General features: G+C 63.9%; 21 protein-coding genes. 8 read left to right on the forward strand and 13 right to left on the reverse strand.

The features are described from left to right. On the forward strand, window positions 1-644 hold a 644-nt coding region (locus C0456_RS12750; protein ID WP_291052641.1), incomplete at its 5' end, for an ankyrin repeat domain-containing protein. A 317-nt stretch (window positions 645-961) separates the two neighbouring features. Here the strand turns inward: C0456_RS12750 and C0456_RS12755 are convergent. The 7 genes from C0456_RS12755 to C0456_RS12785 form a co-directional block, all read right to left on the reverse strand. Beyond that, window positions 962-1,756 carry a tyrosine-protein phosphatase gene (locus C0456_RS12755; protein WP_291052643.1) on the reverse strand — a complete coding sequence of 265 codons (795 nt, stop codon included), beginning with the start codon at window positions 1,754-1,756 and terminating at the stop codon, window positions 962-964. Window positions 1,757-1,841: 85 nt separating this feature from the next. Next, the gene (locus C0456_RS12760; RefSeq protein ID WP_291052646.1) at window positions 1,842-2,300 is read right to left on the reverse strand and encodes a hypothetical protein; all 459 of its coding nucleotides are present in this window, start codon (window positions 2,298-2,300) and stop codon (window positions 1,842-1,844) included. A gap of 32 nt (window positions 2,301-2,332) precedes the next feature. Further along, a complete protein-coding gene (locus tag C0456_RS12765; RefSeq protein WP_291052648.1) occupies window positions 2,333-3,451 on the reverse strand; it encodes a ParA family protein in 1,119 nt (372 codons plus the stop codon). A 78-nt stretch (window positions 3,452-3,529) separates the two neighbouring features. Continuing rightward, window positions 3,530-3,934: a cytidine deaminase gene (gene cdd / locus C0456_RS12770; RefSeq protein WP_291052651.1), complete on the reverse strand. Its 405-nt coding sequence runs from the start codon at window positions 3,932-3,934 to the stop codon at window positions 3,530-3,532. Then, on the reverse strand, window positions 3,931-5,391 hold the full coding sequence (locus tag C0456_RS12775; RefSeq protein WP_291052654.1) for an AMP nucleosidase: 1,461 nt from the start codon (window positions 5,389-5,391) through the stop codon (window positions 3,931-3,933). The genes cdd and C0456_RS12775 overlap by 4 nt, the downstream gene beginning before the upstream one ends. Before the next feature lie 340 nt (window positions 5,392-5,731). Continuing rightward, on the reverse strand, window positions 5,732-6,802 hold the full coding sequence (locus C0456_RS12780) for a terminase family protein (RefSeq protein WP_291052787.1): 1,071 nt from the start codon (window positions 6,800-6,802) through the stop codon (window positions 5,732-5,734). Next, a complete protein-coding gene (locus C0456_RS12785; RefSeq protein ID WP_291052656.1) occupies window positions 6,690-7,412 on the reverse strand; it encodes a hypothetical protein in 723 nt (240 codons plus the stop codon). Before C0456_RS12785 ends, C0456_RS12780 begins: the two co-directional genes overlap by 113 nt. A 328-nt stretch (window positions 7,413-7,740) precedes the next feature. Between C0456_RS12785 and C0456_RS12790 the strand changes: the two genes are divergently transcribed. Further along, a complete protein-coding gene (locus C0456_RS12790; RefSeq protein ID WP_291052659.1) occupies window positions 7,741-8,271 on the forward strand; it encodes an endonuclease domain-containing protein in 531 nt (176 codons plus the stop codon). On the opposite strand, the gene C0456_RS12795 is transcribed toward C0456_RS12790, so the two are convergent. Continuing rightward, on the reverse strand, window positions 8,244-8,846 hold the full coding sequence (locus C0456_RS12795) for a hypothetical protein (RefSeq protein WP_291052662.1): 603 nt from the start codon (window positions 8,844-8,846) through the stop codon (window positions 8,244-8,246). The two genes, C0456_RS12790 and C0456_RS12795, sit on opposite strands and share 28 nt — an antisense overlap. A 256-nt stretch (window positions 8,847-9,102) precedes the next feature. Here C0456_RS12795 and C0456_RS12800 point away from each other — a divergent pair, with 256 nt between their 5' ends. Both C0456_RS12800 and C0456_RS12805 read left to right on the forward strand, forming a co-directional pair. Next, window positions 9,103-10,188 carry an MBL fold metallo-hydrolase gene (locus tag C0456_RS12800; protein WP_291052664.1) on the forward strand — a complete coding sequence of 362 codons (1,086 nt, stop codon included), beginning with the start codon at window positions 9,103-9,105 and terminating at the stop codon, window positions 10,186-10,188. A gap of 134 nt (window positions 10,189-10,322) precedes the next feature. Then, entirely contained in the window at window positions 10,323-10,817 is a 495-nt protein-coding gene (locus C0456_RS12805; RefSeq protein WP_291052667.1) for a hypothetical protein, read from the forward strand. Window positions 10,818-10,843: 26 nt separating this feature from the next. On the opposite strand, the gene C0456_RS12810 is transcribed toward C0456_RS12805, so the two are convergent. Next, window positions 10,844-11,584 carry a Crp/Fnr family transcriptional regulator gene (locus tag C0456_RS12810; protein WP_291052669.1) on the reverse strand — a complete coding sequence of 247 codons (741 nt, stop codon included), beginning with the start codon at window positions 11,582-11,584 and terminating at the stop codon, window positions 10,844-10,846. A 231-nt stretch (window positions 11,585-11,815) separates the two neighbouring features. Between C0456_RS12810 and C0456_RS12815 the strand changes: the two genes are divergently transcribed. Continuing rightward, window positions 11,816-13,354: an META domain-containing protein gene (locus tag C0456_RS12815; RefSeq protein ID WP_291052671.1), complete on the forward strand. Its 1,539-nt coding sequence runs from the start codon at window positions 11,816-11,818 to the stop codon at window positions 13,352-13,354. Window positions 13,355-13,375: 21 nt separating this feature from the next. On the opposite strand, the gene C0456_RS12820 is transcribed toward C0456_RS12815, so the two are convergent. Then, on the reverse strand, window positions 13,376-15,316 hold the full coding sequence (locus tag C0456_RS12820; RefSeq protein WP_367179271.1) for a PhoX family phosphatase: 1,941 nt from the start codon (window positions 15,314-15,316) through the stop codon (window positions 13,376-13,378). A gap of 152 nt (window positions 15,317-15,468) precedes the next feature. On the opposite strand from C0456_RS12820, the gene C0456_RS12825 reads away from it, so the two are divergent. The 3 genes from C0456_RS12825 (at window position 15,469) to C0456_RS12835 (ending at window position 19,963) form a co-directional block, all read left to right on the forward strand. After that, window positions 15,469-17,178 carry a molecular chaperone HscC gene (locus tag C0456_RS12825; protein WP_291052677.1) on the forward strand — a complete coding sequence of 570 codons (1,710 nt, stop codon included), beginning with the start codon at window positions 15,469-15,471 and terminating at the stop codon, window positions 17,176-17,178. Further along, window positions 17,168-18,058 carry a J domain-containing protein gene (locus C0456_RS12830; RefSeq protein WP_291052679.1) on the forward strand — a complete coding sequence of 297 codons (891 nt, stop codon included), beginning with the start codon at window positions 17,168-17,170 and terminating at the stop codon, window positions 18,056-18,058. The genes C0456_RS12825 and C0456_RS12830 overlap by 11 nt, the downstream gene beginning before the upstream one ends. 105 nt (window positions 18,059-18,163) lie before the next feature. Beyond that, window positions 18,164-19,963: an NAD(P)/FAD-dependent oxidoreductase gene (locus C0456_RS12835; protein WP_291052682.1), complete on the forward strand. Its 1,800-nt coding sequence runs from the start codon at window positions 18,164-18,166 to the stop codon at window positions 19,961-19,963. 3 nt (window positions 19,964-19,966) lie between these two features. On the opposite strand, the gene C0456_RS12840 is transcribed toward C0456_RS12835, so the two are convergent. The 3 genes from C0456_RS12840 to C0456_RS12850 are packed head-to-tail and all read right to left on the reverse strand — an operon-like array spanning window position 19,967 to window position 23,077. Further along, window positions 19,967-21,868, reverse strand: a complete 1,902-nt coding sequence (locus tag C0456_RS12840) for a biotin carboxylase N-terminal domain-containing protein (protein WP_291052685.1) — start codon at window positions 21,866-21,868, stop codon at window positions 19,967-19,969. Further along, on the reverse strand, window positions 21,865-22,215 hold the full coding sequence (locus tag C0456_RS12845) for a hypothetical protein (RefSeq protein ID WP_291052688.1): 351 nt from the start codon (window positions 22,213-22,215) through the stop codon (window positions 21,865-21,867). Before C0456_RS12845 ends, C0456_RS12840 begins: the two co-directional genes overlap by 4 nt. Continuing rightward, complete coding sequence (locus C0456_RS12850; protein ID WP_291052690.1) at window positions 22,196-23,077, reverse strand: DUF817 domain-containing protein; 882 nt, start codon at window positions 23,075-23,077, stop codon at window positions 22,196-22,198. Before C0456_RS12850 ends, C0456_RS12845 begins: the two co-directional genes overlap by 20 nt. Window positions 23,078-23,103: the final 26 nt, after the last annotated feature.

The raw sequence follows: 23,103 nt of genomic DNA on the forward strand, positions 1-23,103 counted from the left end.
AGCGCCATGGGGACATCGTTGCAGCCCTCCTGGCGAATGGCGCTGACCCGAACAAGGAAAACCAAAGCACCGGCAACTTCCCCCTGCTGATGACCGCGCAGAATGGCCATCGGGAAATCGTGGCGGCCCTCTTGGCCAAAGGCGCTGACCCAAACAAGATTGACCAAAAAGACGGTATCTTCCCGCTGCTGATGGCCGCGCAGCAGGGCCATGGGGACGTCGTGGCGGCCCTCCTGGCGAATGGCGCTGACCCGAACATGGAAAACGAAAGCACCGGCACCTTCCCGCTGCTGATGGCCTCGCAAAATGGCCATGGGGACATCGTCACGGCCCTCCTGGCCAAAGGCGCAGATCCAAACAAGGAAAGCGAAAACAACGACTTTTTCCCCCTCATAGCCGCTGCAGGAAATGGTCACGTACAATGTGTCGCCCATCTCATTGCCGGTGGCGCTAATATCCACCGCATTTGGAAAGAGGCCGGCCTCAACAGCCTGGAGCTCTGCCTCGGCATGTTCGAGGAAGAAAACGAACCGGGATTCAAGCATGCCTGCTGGCGCGGGGCAAAGGCGCTTCTAGAGGCCGGCGCGACGAGACAGGACGGAACCATCCCGGACCTGCCGCCAGAGCCTGCGCAAACCGGCTGACCCTCAGCGTCCAGCCCCCCCTCAACAGGGGCGCCCCTTCCCCGCAAAATTCCCCCACTCTGCGGGCAGTCACCTCCCCCTCCCCACAACGCAACGCCATCCCCTCCCCCGCACGCGGGGGGTCATGAGGATCAGCAATCGCCCTGCGATTGCCCGAATGACGGGTGGAGACGTCCACCGCAAAAAGATCCCTGAAAAATGTAAGAAATCCCAGTAGGGTGCATTAAGGCCACAGGCCGCAATGCACCAACGCCGCGCGCCTCAAGCGCTCAGCCCCGTAGGGTGGGTTAGCCGAAGGCGTAACCCACCATCCGCGCTCAGCGCTCGATCAACCGCCCACGGATTTCCGCCTGCATCTTCTCGTCCACTTTCAGCGTGTCGACAAGATAGCCATCGATCGATCCGGCGCGCGCATTGATCGTCGCAAACGCCTTCTCCAGATAGCGCAGATGCACGCCCATGAACGGGCGGAACACTTCGGCCGGATATTCCTTGCCCAGCATATCGTTGAAATACGCCGCCGCTTCCGGCAGGCGCGCGGCCACGTCCACGGCCGTGTTCGTCAGGTCATAATCCTCGCGGATATCGGCCTCGCTCACGCCCAGGATATGATGCGTCAGCGCGCAGAGAATGCCCGTGCGGTCCTTGCCCGCCGCGCAGTTCACCAGCCCCGCCGCGTCCCCGTCCAGCGCCGCCAGATGGCCAAACCAGCCGGTGAACATCTCGGTATGATGCTCCTTGAACGGCGCAGCTTCGTAATATTCCACCATCCACTGGTCGGCGTCCTCCGCGCTCACCTCCATCCGGGAGAGAAAGCGGATATGCGGCGCGTCGGTCTCGCGCCCGCCATCATGGGTAATCGTCACCGGCGCGGCAAAGCGCGTCTTGAACTTCTCCCGCTCGTCCGGGCGGCGCAGGTCGGCCTGCACATGGATGCCCAGCGCGGCCATCTTCTGCAGTTCCGCCTCGGAGGCTTCGGCATGGTGGCCGGAGCGGTAGAGCCGCCCCATCTTCACCCGCCCGCCATAGCGGCTGTCATAGCCGCCAAAATCGCGGAAATTGCGGATGGTTTCAAACTTCAGGAGGCGGGGTTTTGTCGTCGTATCAGTCATGCCTCGGGGGTAACCCGCACCCGCGCGCCCGTCCAGTGACAATCCTGTGTCCAACCCCGCTCACGCCGGGGCAAGCGCGCCTCTGTCAGGAGGCTTTCAAAACCGACCTGTTCGCAAGCTTCCAGCGCTCATCGAACTTCTGGCGGATGGCATTTATGCCATCAGTTCTGCCGGTAGAGGTGAAAGAAGCACCATACTCTTTTGCTATGGCCTTTACTTCCTGAGCTCTCGCGGTTTTGTCAGCGCTAAGGCGCGCAATCACCTCTTCAAACACCGGAAGATCAGTCCCGGCAGAACTCAGTTGGTCAGCATACTTGCGAACGAGTTGTTCCCTCAACGGTGTGGCAGGTTTTTTGGGGCTCTTCTTTGGCTTGGATAGCTGAAGCTGTCCTTCAAGCGCCTCCACCGTAAGGGCCGAATATTGTTCAAGAAAGTTGGCAGTCCCCGACAATGCAGAACGTGGCGCTCGGCTAGCAGCACCCGGGGTTACAGCTTCAATCCGCTTGAGGGCCGATATTATGTCTGCAACTTGAAGCTTATCCATAGAACGCCTCCATATAGGCATATATTACCATATCAGGGCCGATTCGGCGAAGACTTTAGCACATCAATTCTATCCAGGATTTGCCGGCTCAACGCATCGAAGGTAGTTCTTACCCACTCGCCATCCCGCCCCCTCAGCATATAGCCAAGCGTAGCGCCTTCAGGGCGCCCGATATCCTTCCTGTCAGGAACCAGTGTTTCAAACACAATCGGCTTGTCAGCGTGCGTCGCAATGGCACTTTGTACCTGCTCGAGATAACTGCCTTCGTTACCAACAGGCTGAGCACCTTCGGTCATATTGCAGACAACGCCGAGTATCGTAAACCTTGCACGGATTATCTTTTTGAAAGTCGCCAGATAATCCAGCATTTTCTGCACAGGACTAACCGCAAGAAACTGAAGCTTTGCAGGTATAAGCACGTAGTCACTTGCCTTGAGGGCATTTGCAGCAGCGAGACTCATCCTGGGCGGCGCATCCATAATGATATAGTCGTATCGCGTCTCGATTTCCAAGCTGGCCCGCTTCAGCCGCCTTAACAGTCGACTCCTGACATCATCCCCCGAAAGCCCCATCAGCCACCTGAGGAGTTCGTTATCCTCAGTCTCTGTTAATCCGTATTCGGCTGATATCAAGGCAACATTTGGAACATTGGTATTGGTTATGATCAGCTCTTCAAAAGCCCGAACAGGAAACTTTGAGTGCAGCCAGGTGGCAGCCAGGTTCTCACCCGTTGCATCGATCGTTGATCGGCGCAAAAGATCGGTCAACGATCCCTGATAGTCCAAATCAACCAACAGGACCCGTTTCTCAAATTTTCCGGCCAACGATGCGGCAAGATTTGCCGCTATGGTGGTCTTTCCGACGCCACCCTTGAAATTCATCACGGTAATGACGGTAGGCCCGTTCAGGTTTTTCTGTTTCCTGCCATTCCCGAACGACCAGAATGGCTTTCGTGAAAGAACGAACCTGTACAATCTCAAGTGGCTCGGCAAGGCGCTGATCGCCGCCCAAAGCCACTTGCAGCTGCCCCACACCATTTTTTCAGCCCAAACCCGAACGGGCTTAAACAGGGCAAGCAGCGCAGTGCCAAATGCAGTTGTCGCAACGCCCAGAAGGTTGGCATTTAGCCATTCAATCAACAAGCCCCACACTATAGTTCCCCTCTACCCGTCATACGGCAAAGAGAACTTAAAGTTGTTCAGAATGCAAGCGTCGTCCTTGGTATCCAGCTATTTCAGCGCAAACGCATGCGGCAACAGTTCCGCCAGCGTGTAGCGCGCCTCCGCCCCCTCCGGCGTGAAGCACAACACTTCCAGCGCGCCGTCCTCAGAAAACTCCGCCAGCACCTGCCGGCAGATGCCACACGGCGTGCCCGCGTCCGCCCCGTGCGTGGCCACCGCAATCGCCCGGAACGAGGTATGCCCCGCCGCCACCGCGCTGAACACCGCCGTGCGCTCGGCGCAGCAGGTGGCGCCATAGGTGGCGTTCTCCACATTGCACCCGGCCACGATCTCGCCCGCAGAAGTCAGCAGCGCCGCCCCGACCCGATACTCCGAATACGGCACATACGCCCGCCCCTGCGCGGCAAGGGCTGCGGCCTTCAGGGCAGGCCAGTTGATGCCGCCCCCGCTCACCGGAACGGCGGCTCGTCAAAGGCGCGCAGCTTGCGGCTGTGCAGCGCCGCGCCGCCGTCTTCGCTGAGGCGCTCCAGCGTTTCGATGCCGATGCGAATATGCTCGCCAATCGCCCGCTCATAGAAACGGTTGGCCGCGCCGGGCAGCTTGATCTCGCCATGCAGCGGCTTGTCGGAAACGCACAGCAGCGTCCCGTAGGGCACCCTGAGCCGAAAGCCATTGGCCGCAATCGTCGCGCTCTCCATGTCGATCGCCACAGCCCGGCTCTTGTTGAAGCGGCGGGCAGAGGCGGTAAACCGCAGCTCCCAGTTCCGGTCGTCCGTGGTCACCACCGTACCTGTGCGCAGGCGTTTTTTCAGCGCCTCGCCCTTTTCCCCGGTCACCTTCGCGGCCGCCTGCTGCAGCGCCACCTGAACCTCCGCAATCGGAGGAACCGGAATTTCTGGCGGCAGAACGGCGTCCAGTACATGATCCTCGCGCATATAGGCATGCGCCAGCACATAATCCCCGATGGACTGGCTGTGCCGCAGGCCCCCGCAATGCCCCACCATCAGCCACACCTGCGGGCGCAGCACGGCGAGGTGATCGGTAATCGTCTTGGCGTTGGATGGCCCCACACCGATATTCACCAGCGTGATGCCTGCGCCATTCGCCGCGCGCAAATGATAGGCCGGCATCTGGAACCGCCGCCAGGGCGAGCCGTCAATCGCCGCCCGGCTATGCTCGTCGGGATGGGAAATCTCCAGCCCTCCGGGTACGGAGAGCGAGGTATACCGCGTCTCCCCGCCGAGCTGCTCCAGCGCCCAGTCGCAGAAGGCGTCCACATAGCGGTGATAGTTCGTGAACAGCACATAATGCTGGAAATGCTCCACCGGCGTACCGGTATAATGCTGCAGGCGCTTCAGCGAGAAATCCACCCGCTGCGCATCGAAAAGCGCCAGCGGCCGCTCCTCGCCCGCCTCGAACGGCTCCCCATCGGCCACCTCGTCGCCAATCAGCGTCAGCTTCGGCGAGGGAAACCAGCGCACCAGCTCGGCCGGGGCAATCTCTTCGAGGCCCGCCGCCTGCGAGGGGTCCCACACATACGCATACGGAATTTCAGAGGCAGACCGCTCGACATACACATCGACATCATAATCCCGCATCAGCGGGGTCAGCACTTCCATCAGATAGTCGCGGAAGAATTCCGGCCGGGTGATGGTGGTGATATAGATGCCGGCCTCGGAGAATTTCCCGAAGGCGCGCGAAATCGGCGGCGGCGGCCCTTCGGGGTCATAAACGATCCGCAGCTGCGGATAGCAGAAGGCGCCCTCGTCCCGCAGACGCGGATCGGGCGGCGTGCCATCATGCAGGAAGGTGTTGAGGGCGTTGGAAAGGGCGTCAACCGCCTGCGCATAAAGCGCCTCGAGCGCTTCGATAACTGTTTCTGGTTTCGTGTGTTTTGACATGGCACCCATTGGCGCGCGTTGCCGGAAAAGTCAACATGCGGCGCCTTTAAGCCCCCTCTCCAACAGCACAACACGTCCCCTCCCCCAGACTTGGGGGGCTGCGAGGATAAGCAATCGCATTGCGATTGCCCGAGCAGCGGGTGGGGGACCTCTCCACAAAACCGCTCCGCTCACCAAGCCGAAAGCCACCCCAACCCATCCCTCCCCATCGTCATGGGGAGGGGGCAGGTCGCCCTGCGCCGAAACGCAACCTCTCCCCAAACGCAACAGGTCCCCTCCCCATGACTATGGGGAGGGATAGGGTGGGGCATCTCTCCACAAACACCCCGCCGCAAACCAAGTCCCGCCCTCAAAGCACCCGCACTCGCGGCCCCTGCCCCTCGCCCATCAGCGCCCACAGCGCCCAGACCAGCGCGTCCACCCGGTCCGGAGAGCCCGCCGCCTCCGCCGTTCCAAACCGGCACATCTGATCCTCCAGCATGTCGAAATGCCCCGCATGGCTCACCCGCCCCTGCGCATACATCGCCGCCACCGGCCCCGCCCGCCCCCGCTTGCCGAGCCGCGCGGTCACCAGCCGCACCGGCACCCCCGTCCCTGTCAGGCGCAGCATCTCGGCCACCATGTCCCCGCCCTGGTTTGCCTCCGCCACGATACAGCTTGCCCCCGCCGCCGCCGCCAGCGCGGCCGCCCGCCCGGCCCACACATGCGGGGCGAGCCCCGGCGCCGAGGCGTCCCCCATCACATAGCCATGCCCGTCCTTCACGCCGGCCAGGATGATGCCGCACGCATCCGCCCCCGGCCTTGCCGAAATGCACGGGTCCACCGCCACGATACAGTCGTCCAGCATCACAGGCGGGGCCGCCACGCGCAGCGCGTCAATCTGTGAGCGGAGGAACAGCGCCCCTTCCGGATCATCAATGAAATGCCCCTCCAGCTCCTGCCGCCCCATCGCCGTGCCGCCATAGGCCGCTGTCATCCAGCCGAGGAAACCGGGCGAGAGATTGGCCGCATTCTCCGCCGTCGCCGTCCGCGTCTCCACCGTGCCGGGGTCAGTCTTCAGCCTGCGGATCAGCGCCGTGGCGCGCGGCGTGGTCGTCACCATGGCCAGCGGGCAGGGGCCAAGCCGCAGGGCCAGCTGAAGATTGTCCCACACCGCCTCGCCCTTCCCCCAGGCGCCCGCCTCATCACACCAGGCAAGGTCAAATTGCGGCCCCCGCAGGCTCTCGGGGTCTTCGGCCGAAAAGGCATAGGCCACCGCGCCATTCTTCCATTCAAGCCGGTGGCGCGAAGGCTGCCACACCGGCCGGTCAATCTCCGAGGAGGTCGCCAGCAGGCCGCTCGGCCCCTCGATCATCACCTCGCGCACCGCCGCAAGGCTCTGCCCCACCAGCGCCACCCGGCGATACCCCGCCGCGAGCACCGCCCAGCGCACCCATTCGGCCCCCGCCCGCGTCTTGCCTGCGCCACGGCCCCCCGAAAGCAACCATGTGCGCTGAAGGCCCAGCGGCGGCGCCTGCGTATCCCGGCGCTCGAGCAGGAAGGGAAACCGGTTCAAGAGATTTCGTTTCGACGGCGAAAGCCCCTCTTTCCCCATCGCCCTCAGGGCTTCCCAATGCCGCTTCTTCCAATGCGAGGTCCATGGCGACCAGCCTGTCGATTGCATCTTCCTTATATTCCTCTTCCTGATATTCCGTCTTCTGACTATCCTGTTCCTTCTCCGCCGCCTGCATCACGCGCGCCGTCCCGGCCATCTTCTGATGCGTCACCACGGCCTCCTTCACCTCGCCGCCCGCCGCCAGCGCGTCGGCCACACAGTCCTGCTGCACCGCCACCAGCAGCCGCGCCATCTCGCCGCGCGCCTCCTCGCCCATCAGGTCAAACGCCGCCAGCCGCCGCCGGATCGTGCGCTCGCCCTCCCCGGTCAGCGCGGCAATCTCCGCCACCCGCCACCCCGCCAGCCACACCAGCCGCAACAGCCGCCGCTCCCGCCCACTCCCCGGCCGCAACCGGCGTTGGGGCTTCAATGTCATCAGATCCTTCATCATGGGGGCAATCTACATCCCCTCCGTACCCAGCCGGATTGGCAAGCCCAAACCGCCTGCGCGCGCGGGCAAAACAGCAGCGAAAACCCCGCCCGAACCCAGCCTATTTTTCCCGCCCCGCCCCACCCCACCCCATCCCTCCCCATAAATGGGGAGGGGGCCTGTCCCACCCCGCCGCAAACCAACCTCTCCAACCGCACACCCTGACCCCCTCCCCATTTATGGGGAGGGATGGGGTGGGGCCCCTCTCCGCTCTTTCCCAAAAACCCCAAAAACCCCCCTTCCCAAACCCACCCGTTCCCTATATGTTCACCCCATGCCAAACCCCCGCAAAATCCACCGCGCCCGCGAGCTGCGCCGCCACATGCCCCCGGCGGAAAAGGCGGTCTGGTGGCATCTGCGCAGCCCCCTGTTCAAACTCTGGCATTTCCGCCGCCAGGCCCCCTGCTGCCCCTGGTTTGCCGATTTCATCAGCCACCGGATGAATCTCGTCCTCGAGATCGACGGCGACACCCACACCCCCGGACAGGACGCCGCCCGCGACGCCTGGTTCGCCGCGCGCGGCTATGAAACCCTCCGCATCCCGAATTCGGACGTGTACGACAATATCGACGGCGTGATGGAAACCATCCTGGCACGGCTGCGCTATATCGAGCAGACCCGGCTTCTGCCGGACGCCGCCCCACCCCATAAATGGGGAGGGGGTCAGATCGTGCAGTTGGAAAGCATACCTATCCCCATGCACAACACGTCCCCTCCCCCAGACATGGGGGAGGGTCAGGGTGGGGGCGCCCTCCGCATGGCGCGACTTACGAAAATTCAGCTACCCAGATACCGCGAGACATAATCCGGCACCGGCACACGAACACAGTTGGCGATCTCGCCTTCAATCCGGCCCGCATCCTGCGTTAACACGAGGCTCAACGGAAAAGTGTCCGAGGCGATCAGCAACTGGCGTCCCTGCGGATCGGTGAACAGCAATCCAACAGCAACCTCCGCCGCATGCAGCATTTCTCCAGAAAGGCCGCACAAGCCTTCGCGCCTGCGCAACACGTCCAGATTCCACGCCGCAAAAGGCCACTCGGTCAGGTCTTCCGGCAAAGCGGTGGCATCGGTTTCTGGCACGGCACCCTCGGCACCGAAGGCTGCTTCCGCCAGCGCCCTTAGCTCATGGTCGCGTGCGCTGCCGCGAAACTTCCGCAAGGCGTCCACGAGATCACTCTGCCGCTCCACGCGGAGCGGGAACACTTCGAATTTCCAGGCAAGATCAACAGACCTGCAGGAAACGCGCAGATATTGCCCATCCGACATTTGAAGCCAGACCGTGCTGTCCCGATCGCTCGCAAAGGCACGAATGCCGCTCTGCAGGCTAAGCAATACATCGGCTCCGCAAGCCAGCTCGACGGACGCATGCTCAATCATGACGGCAGCTTAGCAGCCCCGCACACCAGCCCCAACCCCACCCCAGCCCTCCCCATGAATGGGGAGGGGGTCAAGTTGCGCAGCTGGAAAGCAAACCTCTCCCCACGCACAACACATCCCCTCCCCCAGACATGGGGGAGGGTTAGGGTGGGGGCGCCCTCCGCAAAAACACCACCCCGCCCCCCAAAAAACAAACAATTGACACAACCCGCGCCAAATGATCCAACTCCCCCATAAAATCGCCGGGGAGGCACGCATGAAACTGTGGCATTGGGGCCTGATCGCGCTCGGCGCTCTCCTGCTCGCCCTGCTGGCCGCGCGGCAGGTCTTCGCCGTCCAGATCGGCGAGGCCGCCTTCCGCCGCGCCATCGCTGAAAATGTCGGGCAAGACCCCTCCGCCAGCCTCCCCGATGGCCTCCACCTCTATCTCTGCGGCAGCGGCTCGCCCCTGCCAGACCCCGCCCGCGCCGGGCCCTGTATCGGCGTTCTGGCGGGCGACCGGGCCTTCCTCTTCGATGTCGGCGGCGGCTCCATCCGGCGGCTCACGCGCATGGGTTTCCCCACAGGCCGCACCGAAAAACTCTATCTCAGCCATCTGCACTCGGACCATTTCGATGGCCTCGGCGAGCTCATGGTCGGCGCCTGGGTCGGCGGCAGCCGGTCAACGCCGCTGCCCGTTGCCGGCCCGCCGGGCGTTGCCGAAATCACCGATGGCTTCAACGCCGCCTACCGGATCGACAGCACCTATCGCATGGCCCATCATGGCCCCGCTGTTGCCAATCCGGCCGGTTATGGCCTTGCCCCGGAGGTGATCGATCTGCCCGCCGGCCCCGGCGCCCGCGCCGTGCTGCTGGACGAGGGCGGCCTTCAGATCACCGCCTTCCTCGTCAACCATTCCCCGGTCGAGCCAGCCTATGGCTTCCGCATCGATTACAAGGGCCGCTCTGCCGTCATCAGCGGCGATACGGTGTATTCGGACAATCTCGTCCGCGTGGCCGAAGGCGCCGACATCCTCTTCCACGAAGCGCTGAACCCGGAGATGGTCGCCGCCATGTCGCAGGCCGCCGGCGAGGCGGGCGCCGCCCCGCTGTCAAAGGTGTTTGCCGATATCCTCGACTATCACGCCTCCCCGGTGGACGCGGCCCGCGCCGCTGAAGCCGCCGGGGTGGAGCGTCTGGTGATCTACCATATCGTCCCGCCCCTGCCCTCGAAGCTGCTCTACCCCGTCTTCCTGAAGGGCACCGGCGCGGCCTATGCCGGCAGGATCGATGTCGGCGAGGATGGCACGCTCTACTCCCTTCCCGCTGCGGGCGGGCTGGAACGGAAAACCGTGACGCGGTGACGGCCCTGGGGCGGCGCGGGGGTGGCACGGGGCTGACCGGATTTGTCCGGATCTGTCCGGAACTGTCCTCAAAATGACACGTTACCCGCCCAGTTAAGGCGATACCGGACCGCCTGAAACATAAGGGAAATCACATGACCAGCCTCCGCCTCCTCGCCCTGGCCGCCGCCAGCGGAATTATCCTCGCCGCCTGCACCCCCGCTGCCGATCAGACCACACCGGCGGCAGAGCCCCCGCCGGTTCCGGCTGCAGAAGACGATCTTGCCGTCGCCCCCGAAGCTGCCCCGGCCGCAGACTGCGCGGTTCTGGACTCGCGGGACTGGGAAGCCTGGATCGACCGGATGCCCGGCCCCGACGCCTCGCCCACCGTCCATGTCATCGGAAAAGTTGATGTCAGATCAGGGGGTTACACCTTCACCTGGAACGTCGGCCCGATGGACCGCTCGATGACCCCGGCGCTCAATCTGGAGCTCATTCCGGTTGCCCCCACTGAGCCCGCCACGATGGCCATCGCCACCGAGGAGGTCCACTATACCGGCCCCCTCGCCGGCAGCAGCTACAGCCGCGTCACCATCACCTGCGGCGGCCAGACCCTCGGCGAAATCGCCGAGATCACCGAGGCCCACTGACCCTTCCGGCCCCAGGCCTCGCCGGCTCAGACCAGCGAGGCCTGCCCCGGCGCCGCCTCCCCCAGCGTGAACCCGCTCTCGCCATGCAGCGCCAGCTGATTCAGCCGCGCGCGGTCGAGAATGTCGATCCGGCTGCGCGAGATGCGGATCATGTCCGCCTGTTCCAGATACTGCAGAAGACGGTTGGTCCACTGGCGGGAGGCCATGATCGACATGGCGATCTGATCCTGCGTCACCGGGCTGATGAAGGAGGAGTTCACCCGCCCGCCATGCGGCTCGCTCGTCAGGTCCAGCAGGCGCCGCGCCAGCCGCTGCAGCGGTGTAAAGGCAAGGCTTTCCACAACATGGGTATAGATCGCCCGGATCGACGCCATCTCCGGCAATACGAACCGGCGGAAGTTCTCTGCGTCTGACAGGAACATCCGCTGCACCGCCGCCAGCGGCAGATGCAGCACCTCGCAAGTCTGGCTGGCAATCACCGAAAAGGTGTAGGGGCCCCCGTCAACGCAGGCGAGAAAGCCCGTCCAGTCGCCCGGCCGGTGCACCGCCACCAGGATGTCGAGCCCGGCCCGCGTTGTGCCGATAATCTGGGCTTCCCCGCTCACCAGCCCGAAGATGCCGATGGGCGGATCCCCCTGCCGCGCGAGAGGCTTGCCCCGCCGCAACTTGTGCCGCGTGGAATTTTGAAGAACTTCTTCCTGCAACGCCTCCGGCAATGCCGAAAACCATCGGCCCCGCTGCAGGTCGAGCGATCTGTGTGTCTGCATCGGCGATACCTCCCCAGTATGCGCCAGTCTGTTACCCTCAAGGGGAGATTAGCAGCTTCCACAGGCATGGAAACGGCCTTCCGCATCCGGCTGGGCGTATCGTAAGGTAAGATACCAATATGCCCGCCATAATGCGGCCTTGCTGATGCCATCCCATCCCGGGATCTGCCGCAGCGGCGGGCATGGGAAGCAAGCCGCAGCGCTGGCACATTGATCTGAAGGGAGGCCTGAATGGCACAGAGAAAGTTTTACACCCGCGCGCTTATCCCGCTTTTTCTCATCGCGGCGGCGCCCGTGCTCAGCGCCTGTCAGACGCCGCCCGCCGCCCTGTCGCCCCAGGAGGCGGCCGCCGTGCTGACCGTCACCGGCTCTGCAACCTATCGGGAACGGATGGCCGCCCCGAAAGGCTCCGTCCTCAAGGTGGAGCTGTCCGACACCTCCCGCGCCGATGCCCCGGCCATCTCCCTCGCCGACTGGTCTGACAGCCTGGATGATGGCGGCGTGCCGAAAAAATTTATTCTTCGCGTTAATGACCCCCTCGACCCGCGCTTCACCTACACCCTGCGCGCCACTGTCACCGGGCCGGACGGCAAACTTTTATGGGCCACTGATACCGTCCATCAGGTTGAGGCGGTCAGCGGCGCCGTAGACGCCGGAACGCTGGTGATGGTGAAAGTCGCCCCCGCGCCTGCGCCCGTGCCCCCTGCCCCGCCGCCGGAAGCGCCCGCCGCGCTGAAACTGACCGGCAAGGAGTACCGCGTGACCGCCATTGGCGGCCAGCCGGTCTCCGGCCAGCGCCCGATGACCGTCAAATTCGGCGAAGATGGCCGCGTCGGCGGCTTTGGCGGCTGCAACACCTATGGCGGCAGTTTCGGCGAAACGGACGGCAAGATCACCTTCGGAGACATCATCTCCACCATGATGGCCTGCCTCGATCAGAGGGCCGGCGCGCAGGAAGGCGCGCTTTATGCTGCCCTCAAGGGCACGGCCACCTTTGCCCCCGGCGCAGACGGCAAGGTGGTGCTCACCGCCGGAAACGGCACGCAGATCGAACTCTCCCCAGCTGGCCTCAAGCCGCTGGCGGGCACACGCTGGCAGGTCGAGACAATGGGCGGCACGGCGATCGTGGCGGGCAGCGAACCGCAGATCACCTTCACGCAAGACGGCCAGATCAACGGCACCACGGGCTGCAACCGCTTCTTCGGCGCCTATGTCCAGACCGGCGCGCAGATCGCCTTTTCCGGCGTCGGCATGACCAAGATGGCCTGCATGGCAGACGGCGTGATGGCGCAGGAATCCGCCTTCGGCGCGATCCTTTCGGGCAAGACCGAGGGCCGGATCGACGGCTTCGGAAACCTCGTCATTCGCGGGGAAAAAGGCATCTCCTTCACCGCCCGGCCTCTGCCGGCAGAGGGCGAAGGGATAGAGGGCGACCCCGCCGTGCTCGGCGGCGGCACCTGGACGGTGGAAGACCTCAACCGCGGCGGCGTGATCGACAATACCGTCCTTACCCTGACCTTCACGGAAAACGGCAGGGTCACCGGCTCCACCGGCTGCAACAGCCTCTCGGGCAGCTACACCGCCACTGGCACCACGCTCACCTTCTCGCCGCTGGCGATGACGCGCCGGGCCTGCGTGGCACCAGCGCTGAACGCTCAGGAGGCAAAGTTCAGCAAAGCCCTGCAGGGCGAAATGGCCTGGCGCCTCACCGCCGATGGCGCCCTCGAACTCACGCGCGAGGGCGGCCACCGCGTGCTGCTGCGGCAATAAAACTGAGGGACAGGCGCGGCCTTATCCCCCGATCGGGCCGCCGCCATTCCGTGTAATGACCATCACGCTGGGGCGCGGCGGCATGGCAGGCTGGAAGTCCGGCCAGCGCGTGCCCGGCGCCTCAAAGCTCGCCCCGTCGGTGTCGCCGGGATGCTGAACCGCCAGGAACAGCGCGTCGCCCGCTTCATTGAAACGCGGCCCGCACAGCTCTGCGCCCACGGGACAGCGGAAGAAATGCCGCCCGGTGCCGCGCCGCGCGCCGTCGGTTTCCAGCGCCCAGAGGCCATCGGCGGCGCCGGAATTCTCGTTGCCATCGGTGGAAACCCAGAGACGCCCCTGCGGGTCGATGGCGCAGTTGTCGGGACTCGAAAACCAGCCATTCTCCGTGGTCAGAGGGTTCCACAGCGCGCCCACGGGCGCAACGGACGGGTCCCCGCAGCGCACCAGCATTTCCCAGCGCGAGGTTTCAGAGGTGAAATCCCCCTCCGGCTCGATGATCTCGATGATATGGCCAAACCGGTTTGAGGCGCGCGGGTTGGCTGCGTCCACCTGCGCGTCCGTGCGGCGGTCATTGTTGGTCAGCATCACATACACCCGGCCGGTCTTCGGATCGGGCTCAACGTCCTCCGGCCGGTCCATCGGCGTGGCGCCCAGAACATCAGCCGCGCGCCGCGTTTCAATCAGAACATCGGCCTGCGAAGCAAAGCCGTTTTCCTCCGTCAGCGGACCGGTTCCATGGACCAGCGGCAGCCACGCCACCGTCCCGTCAGCATCAAACCGCGCCACATACAGCGTGCCCTCGTCCAGAAGGTCCATATTCGCCGCCCGGTCTCCGGCCACGAATTTTCCTTTGGTCACAAACTTGTAGACATAATCAAAGCGCTGATCGTCGCCAGTATAGACCACAACCCGGCCATCGGGCGCGATCACGTTTTCGGCGCCCTCATGCTTCACCCGGCCCAGCGCCGTACGCTTCTTCGGCATCGAGGACGGGTCCATCGGGTCCAGCTCGACGATCCAGCCAAAGCGGTTGGGCTCGTTGGGCTCCTTGCCTACATCATACCGGTCAAAGAAGCGGCCCCACTGATACCAGCCAGACGGCACGCCATAGCGCTTGTGGTTCTCCGCCTCGCGGTGGCCTTCCGGCAAGGTTCCGAGGAAGTTGCCGTTGAAGTTTTCCTCCGCCATCAGGAAGGTGCCCCAGGGCGTGATGCCGCCGGCGCAATTGTTCACGGTGCCGGAAACCAGCGTGCCGGTAGGGTCTTCCGTGGTCTGAAGGCGCGCGCTGCCCGCGGCCGGTCCGGTCATCCGCATCGGTGTCGTGTCTGCCGTGATCCGGCGGTTATAGGGCGATCCGACCACCGGCTTCCAGGCGCCGTCTTCCTTGCGGATTTCCACGATCGTGCCGCCATGCGCGGCCATCTCGGTTTCGCACAGCGCCTGGGTCATCGAGGCCGGATAGCCCGCCGTCACGCCCGGCAGCATGATGTTGGTCGAGGTATATTCGTGATTGACGCACAGCAGCGCCCGCTCGGCGCCGCCGGCATCTGCCTCCAGCGGCACCAGGCCGAGGAAGTCGTTATTGTAGCCAAACTGACGGCGCTGGGCCGCGGCGGTCTGGTTCATCGGGTCAAAGGCCGGGCTGTCGGCAAACAGCGGGTCACCCCAGCGGATCAGCAGATCCGCGCGGTAGCCCTCGGCCACATGATGGGTCTCGTCCATCCCGCGCATGATCTCGGCAAAGCGGAAAGCCGGCTCTGTGCCTGCCTCGGCAGGCGCTTCTGCCAGCGCCATCGCCCCCTCGCGCCCGGTGGCGCAGCCCACAAGCGCGAGGCCCGAAACCGCCCCCAGCCCGCCCAGAAAGCCGCGCCGCGACAGGCGCTCGCCGATCACATCGCCAATCGTGGCAGCGCCTGCGGCAATGCGGGGGTTTACGGTCTTGTTCTCGCTGTCGTCCATCATCGCCATCGGGGCGGCCTCCTTCTTCTTCTGCATCTCCCCCCGCCATAGGGCAGTTTTGTAACAGAGGCATGGCACCGGCGTGAAAGGACGGCTGGACTGAGCCTGCGGACGCGCTAAGGGTGCAGAAGGCATTATCATGGGGGCAGCACCATATGTCCGGCAAGGCCATTATCGGCATCGACCTTGGCACAACCAATTCCCTTGTGGCGGTCTTCGAAGCTGATGGCCCAAAGCTGGTTCCCAATGCGCTGGGCGAGGTGATGACGCCTTCAGCGGTCGGCTATGGTGATGATGGCGCCATGCTGGTGGGCCGCGCCGCCCGCGACCGGCTGCTGACCCATCCAGACCTCACCACCGCCCGCTTCAAGCGCTATATGGGCACCAATCATGAGGTGAAGCTGGGCAAGAAATCCTTCCGCCCGGAAGAACTCTCCGCCCTGGTTCTCGGCAGCCTGCGGGCAGATGCCGAAGCCCATCTCGGCCAGAAGGTGGAAGAAGCCGTCATCTCCGTGCCCGCCTATTTCAACGACATCCAGCGCAAGGCCACCATCACGGCTGCCGAATTTGCCGGGCTGAAGGTCAACCGCCTCGTCAACGAGCCGACGGCGGCCGCCCTCGCCTACGGCCTGCAGGACCGCGAAGCCGAATCGACCTTCCTCGTGGTCGATCTCGGCGGGGGCACATTCGACGTGTCGATCCTGGAGATGTTCTCCGGCGTGATGGAAGTGCGCGCCTCTGCCGGCGACGCCTTCCTCGGCGGGGAGGATTTCACCGACGCGCTGGCCGCAGAACTCGGCCGCCAGCTTGGCATCCAGCCCAAGGATGTCAGCCGCGAGGAAGGCGCCCGCCTGCGCGCCCTCGCCAACCGGCTGAAACACCAGCTCTCGGAAAAGGCCGAGGCCACCGGCGACTACATCATCAAGGGCGAGGCCCGCCCTGTCTCCATCACGCGCGAGAAGTTTGACGAGATCACAGATGAGCTGCTGAAGCGGTTGCGCATGCCCATCCAGCGCGCCATTTCCGATGCGAGCCTGCGGGCCGACGACCTGCACCGCATCATCACCGTGGGCGGCGCCACCCGGATGCAGGCCGTGCGCGGGCTGATCACGCGCCTGTTCAAGCGTTTCCCGGAACACTCGATCGATCCCGATCATGTTGTCGCCCTCGGCGCCGCGGTGCAGGCCGGGCTCGCCGCCCGCCATGCCGCGCTGGACGATGTGGTGATGACAGACGTGTGCCCCTTCACGCTCGGCTATGAAGTCTCCGTGCCGCTGGGGCCGAACCAGTGGGAGGCGGGCCATTTCTCGCCACTGATCGAACGCAATACGGTCGTGCCCGCCAGCCGCGCCAATGAAATCAGCCCGCTGGAACAGCACCAGCGCGAGATCAATCTGATGATCTATCAGGGCGAAAGCCCGTTCGTGCGCGATAATGTCCGCATCGGCCAACTGCGCGTGCCCCTGCCGGCAGACCTGAAGGCCGACAAGACGGTGGAGGTGCGCTACACCTATGACACCTCCGGCATCCTGGAGGTGGAGGCCACGCCGGTGGCCACCAAGAAAACCCTCCGCCTCGTGATCGAAGGCACGCCCGGTACGCTGACCCGCGCCGAGATCGACAAGCGGCTCAAGGAACTTGCCGCACTGAAGATCCATCCCCGCGACGAGCAGGAAAACGCCGCCATCATCGCCCGCCTGCGCGCGGCCTATGAAAACAGCCTGGGTGACCAGCGCCAGCATGTCGGCCACATCCTTGCCCAGTTCGAGGCGGTGCTGCACACCCACGACAAGCGCCAGATCCAGGACGCCCGCGCCCAGATCGAGGAAATCCTGAGCCGCTTCGAGGGCGAGGATGTCTTCTGATCCCTTCAGCCTGCTCGGCCTCGACCGGAAAACCGCCACCGATGCCGACATCCGCAAGGCGTATGCGGAGCGCCTGAAGGTCACCCGGCCGGAGGATGACCGGGCGGCGTTCATGGCGCTGCGCGAAGCCTTCGAGCGCGCGCGGCAGGAGGCGCGGTGGCGGGCGGAATATCCGGGCGAGTATGAAGAATATGACGAGGACACAGAAGCTGAACCGGAGGCCCATCCTGCTCCGTCAGAGGGCGGACAAAGTGAAACGCTGACAGAACAGCCGGCGGATACGGACGCCCGCGCGCCCGCGCCGGCCATGAACACTGAAGACGACCCCGACGCCGATTTCGATGAAGAGGAAGAAGAATACGTCCCCTCCGATTTTGACCGGCGCATCGACGCGGCCATGCAGAAGCTGCACGAGGCGCTGGTCTCTCCCTGGGGCCCGCCGTCCCGCGCCGATCTCGATGCCCTCTTCAATGCGCCCGACCTGGAAGGCATCGATGAATACCGCGCCCTGCAATGGCAGGTGCGCAACTATCTCTGCCATGCAACCGGCTATTACGCACAATCGGGAAATGTGCAGCTGCCGGCCTGGCTGACCCTGCGCGTGTTTGACGATCTCGACGCCCAATTCGGCTGGGTGCGCCAGCCCTCCAGCCACCCGGCCGAGCGGCACATGAACGCCTGGCTGCGCCGGGTGCGCGAGGCCGTCGACTGGCATGAAACACCTCAGGAAGTGCGCAAGCAGCGCGAGCTTGATCGCCTTCTGGGCCGCACGCCGGAAAACCCCAAAGGCACATCAGATGGCAGCAATACCTGGCTGTTTATCGGCGCAGGCATCCTGATTTTCGTGGTGCTGCGGGCGCTGACGGGCTTTGGTGGCTGACGCGGGGTGACGGCTGTTAGCGGCTGAAATTCGCGGTTAGATTTCCCGCATTGGACGAGAAATGACGGGCAGAGATCCCGCATCCGTACCTGGGAGGAACTGCACATGGCCGATGACGCCGCCCTTGATCTGGGATTTGACCCCAACCAGCTGCGCGAGCGGTATCGCGCCGAGCGCGACAAGCGCCTGCGCAAGGACGGGAATGAGCAATATGTGAATGTTGCCGGCCAGTTCGCCCATTATCTGGAAGACCCGTATACGGAGCGGGTGGCGCGCGCGCCGGCGACAGATCATGTCGAGATCGCCGTGATCGGCGGGGGCTTTGGCGGGCTCCTGTCTGCGGCGCGGCTGCGCAAGGCGGGGTTCAAGGACATCCGCATGATCGAGAAAGGCGGAGACTTCGGCGGCACCTGGTACTGGAACCGCTATCCCGGCGCGGCCTGCGATATCGAGAGCTATATCTACCTGCCGCTTCTGGAAGAAACCGGCTACATGCCGAAGGAGAAATACACCAAGGCGCCGGAAATCCTCGAACACTCAGCGCGCATTGCCAAGCATTTCAATCTCTATGAAAACGCCCTCCTCGGCACCGGCATCACCGGCATGGAATGGGACGAGGACCGCAAGGCCTGGATCATCCTGACCGACCGGGATGACCGCTTCACCGCGCAGTTCGTCATCATGTCGAACGGCCCGCTCAACCGGCCGAAGCTGCCCGGCATTCCGGGCGTGGAAAGCTTCAAGGGCCACAGCTTCCACACCAGTCGCTGGGATTATCAGTATACGGGCGGAGACAGCACGGGCGGCCTGACGAAGCTGAAAGACAAGGTGGTCGGCATCATCGGCACCGGGGCAACCGCCGTGCAATGCGTGCCGCATCTGGCCGAAGGCGCCAAGCATCTCTACGTGTTCCAGCGCACGCCCTCTTCCATCGATGTGCGCAATGACCGGCCGACCGATCCGGACTGGGCGGGGAGCCTTCAGCCCGGCTGGCAGCGCCGCCGCATGGAGAATTTCAACACCCTCGTCTCCGGCGGCTACGAGCCTGAAGACCTGGTGCAGGATGGGTGGACGGACATTATCCGCAACATCCTCTTCATCGCCAGTTCCGGCGACAAGAAGGGTCTCTCGCCCGAACGCCTGGCAGAGCTCGCCGAGCTGGCGGATTTCAAGAAGATGGAACAGGTGCGCGCCCGCGTCGATGAGGTGATCAAGGACCCGGAAACCGCCGCCAAGCTGAAGCCCTGGTATCGCCAGTTCTGCAAGCGGCCCTGCTTCCACGACGCGTATCTCAATGCCTTCAACCGCCCGAATGTGACGCTGGTGGACACCGGCGGCCGGGGCGTTGAGCGGATCACGGAAGATTCGATTATTGTCGATGGCGTCGAATACAAGGTCGATTGCCTCGTCTATGCCACCGGCTTTGAAGTGGGCACGGATTACACCCGCCGCGCGGGCTATGATCCTGTCGGCAAGGGCGGTGTGCATCTGAAAGATCATTGGGCTGACGGTATGCGCAGCCTGCATGGCCTCGCCGTCAATGGCTTCCCCAACATGTTCCTGATGGGCCCCGGCCAGGCGGGCTTCACCGCCAACTATCCCCACCTTCTGGACGAGCAGGCCGAGCAGATCGCCTATATCCTCTCGGAAGTCTCCGCCCGGCAGGCCGGCACCTTCGAGGCGAGCCCCGAGGGCGAAGCCGCCTGGGTGCAGCAGATCGTCGAGAAGGCCGTGATGCGCCAGCAATTCCTGGAGGAATGCACGCCGGGCTATTACAACAATGAAGGCAAGCCGAGCGACCGCGCCGCGCAGAACAATTCCTATGGCGAAGGCCCCAACGCCTATTTCCGTATCCTGAAGGCCTGGCGGGAAAAAGGCGCGCTGGAAGGGCTGGAACTGAGCTAGGCTCTATTCCTCCACCAGCGAAACCAGTAGGTCACCCTCCGCCACCTGCTGGCCCGCTGCCGCATGGACCGCCTCGATCACGCCGTCACGCGGCGCGGCGAGGGCGTGTTCCATCTTCATCGCTTCGAGCACTGCCAGCGTATCGCCGCGTGTCACCGCATCCCCTGCCTTCGCCGTCAGCGTCAGCACCTTGCCCGGCATCGGCGCCTTGACGGCATTGCCGCCCAGCGCCGCGTCCGCGTCCGCGCTGTATTCGGGGATGGTCACGAGGAACGTATCTCCCCCGCAGGTAACGGCGTAACGGCGAGGAGAAAGATCCGTCACCAGAGGGAATGGCACATCCTCCGGCATCGGAATGCCCGCCTCCACCATCTCGGCCTCGCCATCGGCGGCCAGGATGACCGTGCGGCGCGGCGCGGCGTTGAGGCGGAAGCCATCCCGGATCGACCAGGGCGACAGCCCCGGCGCTTCATCCAGCACAAGGCTGGCGACCGCATTCAGAGAGGCCTCCAGATGCTCCGGCGGCACCGCTGTCAGCGCGTCCATATTCTCGCCGATCCAGTTCACATGATGTGTGCCCGTCTGGAACTCTTCTGACAGCGCGCAGCGGCGCAGGAAGCCGGCATTCGACGGAACGCCCGCCAGTTGCGTATGCGCGAGCGTATCCGTCAGACGCTCAAGCGCCTCTTCCCGGTCCTCTCCGTACACGATCAGCTTGGCGATCATGGAATCGTAATTGGACGGCACCCGGTCGCCGGTTTCAAAGCCGGTATCCCAGCGGATGATCTCGCCATCGGGCTCTTCCAGAAGGCCGAATTCCAGGATCACGCCTGCGCCGGGGCGGAAGCCTTCGGCCGGGTCTTCGGCGCAGATGCGCGCCTCGATGGCGTGGCCGTTAAGCTCGATCTCATCCTGCGCCAGCGGCAGCGTGCCGCCGGAGGCGACGATGAGTTGCCACTCCACCAGATCCTGCCCCGTCACCATCTCCGTGACCGGATGCTCCACCTGCAGCCGCGTGTTCATCTCCAGGAACCAGAATGTATCGAGCGCCAGGGGCCTTGATCCGTCCACGATGAATTCCACCGTCCCGGCGCCCTGATAGCCAACCGCCCTGGCGAGCTTTACCGACGCCTCCGTCATCGCCTTGCGGACATCCTCGGGCATGTCCGGCGCGGGCGCTTCTTCGAGCACCTTCTGCCGCCGCCGCTGCAGTGAGCAATCGCGCTCGAACAGGTGGACGACATTGCCATGCGCGTCGCCAAACACCTGCACCTCGATATGGCGCGGTTGCTGGACCAGCTTCTCCAGCATCACGCGGCCATCGCCAAAGGCGCTCTCGGCTTCGCGCACGGCGCTGACGAGTTCAGCTTCCAGCTCGGCCTCTTTCGACACCTGCCGGATGCCGCGCCCGCCGCCGCCGGCCACCGCCTTGATGAGCAGCGGATAGCCGATCTTCGCGGCGGCTTTCTTCAGTGTGCCGATATCCTGCGCCTCGCCGCGATAGCCAGGCAGCACGGGCACGCCGGCCTCCTCGGCAAGGCGCTTGGCCTCATCCTTCGGCCCCATCGCGCGGATGGCGGCCGCCGGCGGGCCAACCCAGATCAGCCCGGCGGCAACCACCGCCTCGGCAAAGGCCGCGTTCTCGGAGAGGAAGCCATAGCCCGGATGGATGGCGTCGGCGCCTGTATCTTTGGCGGCCGCGATGATGGCATCGCCGCGCAGATAGCTCTCAGGCGCGGGCGCAGGTCCGATACAGACAGCCTCATCGGCTTCGCGCACATGCTTGGCGGCGCGGTCAGCCTCGGAGAAGACGGCGACGGTCTCGATGCCGATCTCCCGGCAGGTGCGGAAAATCCGGGCAGCAATCTCGCCCCGGTTAGCGACGAGAAGTTTTGTAATGGTCACTTCCGTTTCTCCAACTGCGATAACATCGCATTTATTTCGGGCACAATTTGGCGCACAAAGTTTTCTGAAACCCAACTCGGGTCCCAATCTCGTTGAAGCGCGCGCCGGATGGCATCATGATAGCGCGGATACTCCTTGAGCATCCAAACTGCCAGAATTTGATCTACAGTCCTTGCTTTGCTGCCATCAGGATATTGGCCTGTTATGATCATCACCAAGCGTGATACCCGCTCAAATTCTTTATCGGCAATTTCTCTTTGGCGGACGTCTAGCCATTTCATAAATGCAAAAAAGCCTGCGAGTATGGTGGCCAGCAACGGCAGTACTTTAATTAGTTCCTCTAGCATCGCTGTTCCCCCGGCCCCGGTGCACGCTGGCAACCAGGACGAAACTGATGATCATCAGCAGATACCATGATCCGAGCTTCGATAAAGACACCATTTCCCAGCCATTTTCTTGCCCCGGATAGGCCCATGCGCGGGCAAATGTTCCAAGGTTCTCCGCAAACCAGATGAACACTGCCACCAGGAAAAAGCCGATCAGCAGCGGCATCGGCCTGTGGATTTCATCCGGCCGGAACCAGACCAGCGTGCGCAGATAGATCAGCGCCGTGGCGGCGAAGAGGCCGTAGCGGATGTCCACCGTCCAGTGATGGGCAAAAAAGTTCACATAGATCGCCAGCGCCAACAGCCCCTGCAGCCAGAGCGGGGGAAAGCGCGTGAAACGGAACTCGAAGATGCGCCAGACGCGCGCCAGATAGGAGCCAACCGCCGCATACATGAAGCCGGAAAACAGCGGCACCGCGCCAATCCGCAGGAAGCTCTCCTCAGGATAGATCCAGCTGCCGGCGCTGGTCTTGAACAGCTCCACGATGGTGCCGACCACATGGAACACGAAGATCACCCGCGCCTCTTCCCATGTCTCCAGGCCGCTGAGCAACAGCCCCGCCTGCAGGACGACGGCCGCGATCACCAGGAAATCATAGCGCGAGAGCGCCGCGCCTTCGGGATAGAAGAAATGTGTCGCCAGCAGCAGTGCCAGCATCGCCCCGCCGAACAGGCACGCCCAGGCCTGCTTGATGCCGAAACTGACAAATTCGAAGACGCCCAGGCTCCATGGCCCCTTCACATACCGGGCCCGCAGGCCCTCCCGCGCCGCATGAAGGCGGGCGCGAAGCCGCGCGGCATGGGAAGTTCCATCTGGGATCATGACAACTCCCTTCGCCGCCAACCGGG

The sequence above is a fragment of the Hyphomonas sp. genome, assembly GCF_013823385.1.
Taxonomy (GTDB): Bacteria; Pseudomonadota; Alphaproteobacteria; order Caulobacterales; family Hyphomonadaceae; genus Hyphomonas.

Bases quoted from the DNA above. Each gene is read 5' to 3' on its own strand.
- C0456_RS12755 (WP_291052643.1), bottom strand. From the start codon at position 1,756: ATGACTGATACGACGACAAAACCCCGCCTCCTGAAGTTTGAAACCATC.
- C0456_RS12760 (WP_291052646.1), bottom strand. From the start codon at position 2,300: ATGGATAAGCTTCAAGTTGCAGACATAATATCGGCCCTCAAGCGGATT.
- C0456_RS12775 (WP_291052654.1), bottom strand. From the start codon at position 5,391: ATGGGTGCCATGTCAAAACACACGAAACCAGAAACAGTTATCGAAGCG.
- C0456_RS12785 (WP_291052656.1), bottom strand. From the start codon at position 7,412: ATGACATTGAAGCCCCAACGCCGGTTGCGGCCGGGGAGTGGGCGGGAG.
- C0456_RS12790 (WP_291052659.1), top strand. From the start codon at position 7,741: ATGCCAAACCCCCGCAAAATCCACCGCGCCCGCGAGCTGCGCCGCCAC.
- C0456_RS12795 (WP_291052662.1), bottom strand. From the start codon at position 8,846: ATGATTGAGCATGCGTCCGTCGAGCTGGCTTGCGGAGCCGATGTATTG.
- C0456_RS12800 (WP_291052664.1), top strand. From the start codon at position 9,103: ATGAAACTGTGGCATTGGGGCCTGATCGCGCTCGGCGCTCTCCTGCTC.
- C0456_RS12805 (WP_291052667.1), top strand. From the start codon at position 10,323: ATGACCAGCCTCCGCCTCCTCGCCCTGGCCGCCGCCAGCGGAATTATC.
- C0456_RS12810 (WP_291052669.1), bottom strand. From the start codon at position 11,584: ATGCAGACACACAGATCGCTCGACCTGCAGCGGGGCCGATGGTTTTCG.
- C0456_RS12815 (WP_291052671.1), top strand. From the start codon at position 11,816: ATGGCACAGAGAAAGTTTTACACCCGCGCGCTTATCCCGCTTTTTCTC.
- C0456_RS12820 (WP_367179271.1), bottom strand. From the start codon at position 15,316: ATGATGGACGACAGCGAGAACAAGACCGTAAACCCCCGCATTGCCGCA.
- C0456_RS12825 (WP_291052677.1), top strand. From the start codon at position 15,469: ATGTCCGGCAAGGCCATTATCGGCATCGACCTTGGCACAACCAATTCC.
- C0456_RS12830 (WP_291052679.1), top strand. From the start codon at position 17,168: ATGTCTTCTGATCCCTTCAGCCTGCTCGGCCTCGACCGGAAAACCGCC.
- C0456_RS12835 (WP_291052682.1), top strand. From the start codon at position 18,164: ATGGCCGATGACGCCGCCCTTGATCTGGGATTTGACCCCAACCAGCTG.
- C0456_RS12845 (WP_291052688.1), bottom strand. From the start codon at position 22,215: ATGCTAGAGGAACTAATTAAAGTACTGCCGTTGCTGGCCACCATACTC.
- C0456_RS12850 (WP_291052690.1), bottom strand. From the start codon at position 23,077: ATGATCCCAGATGGAACTTCCCATGCCGCGCGGCTTCGCGCCCGCCTT.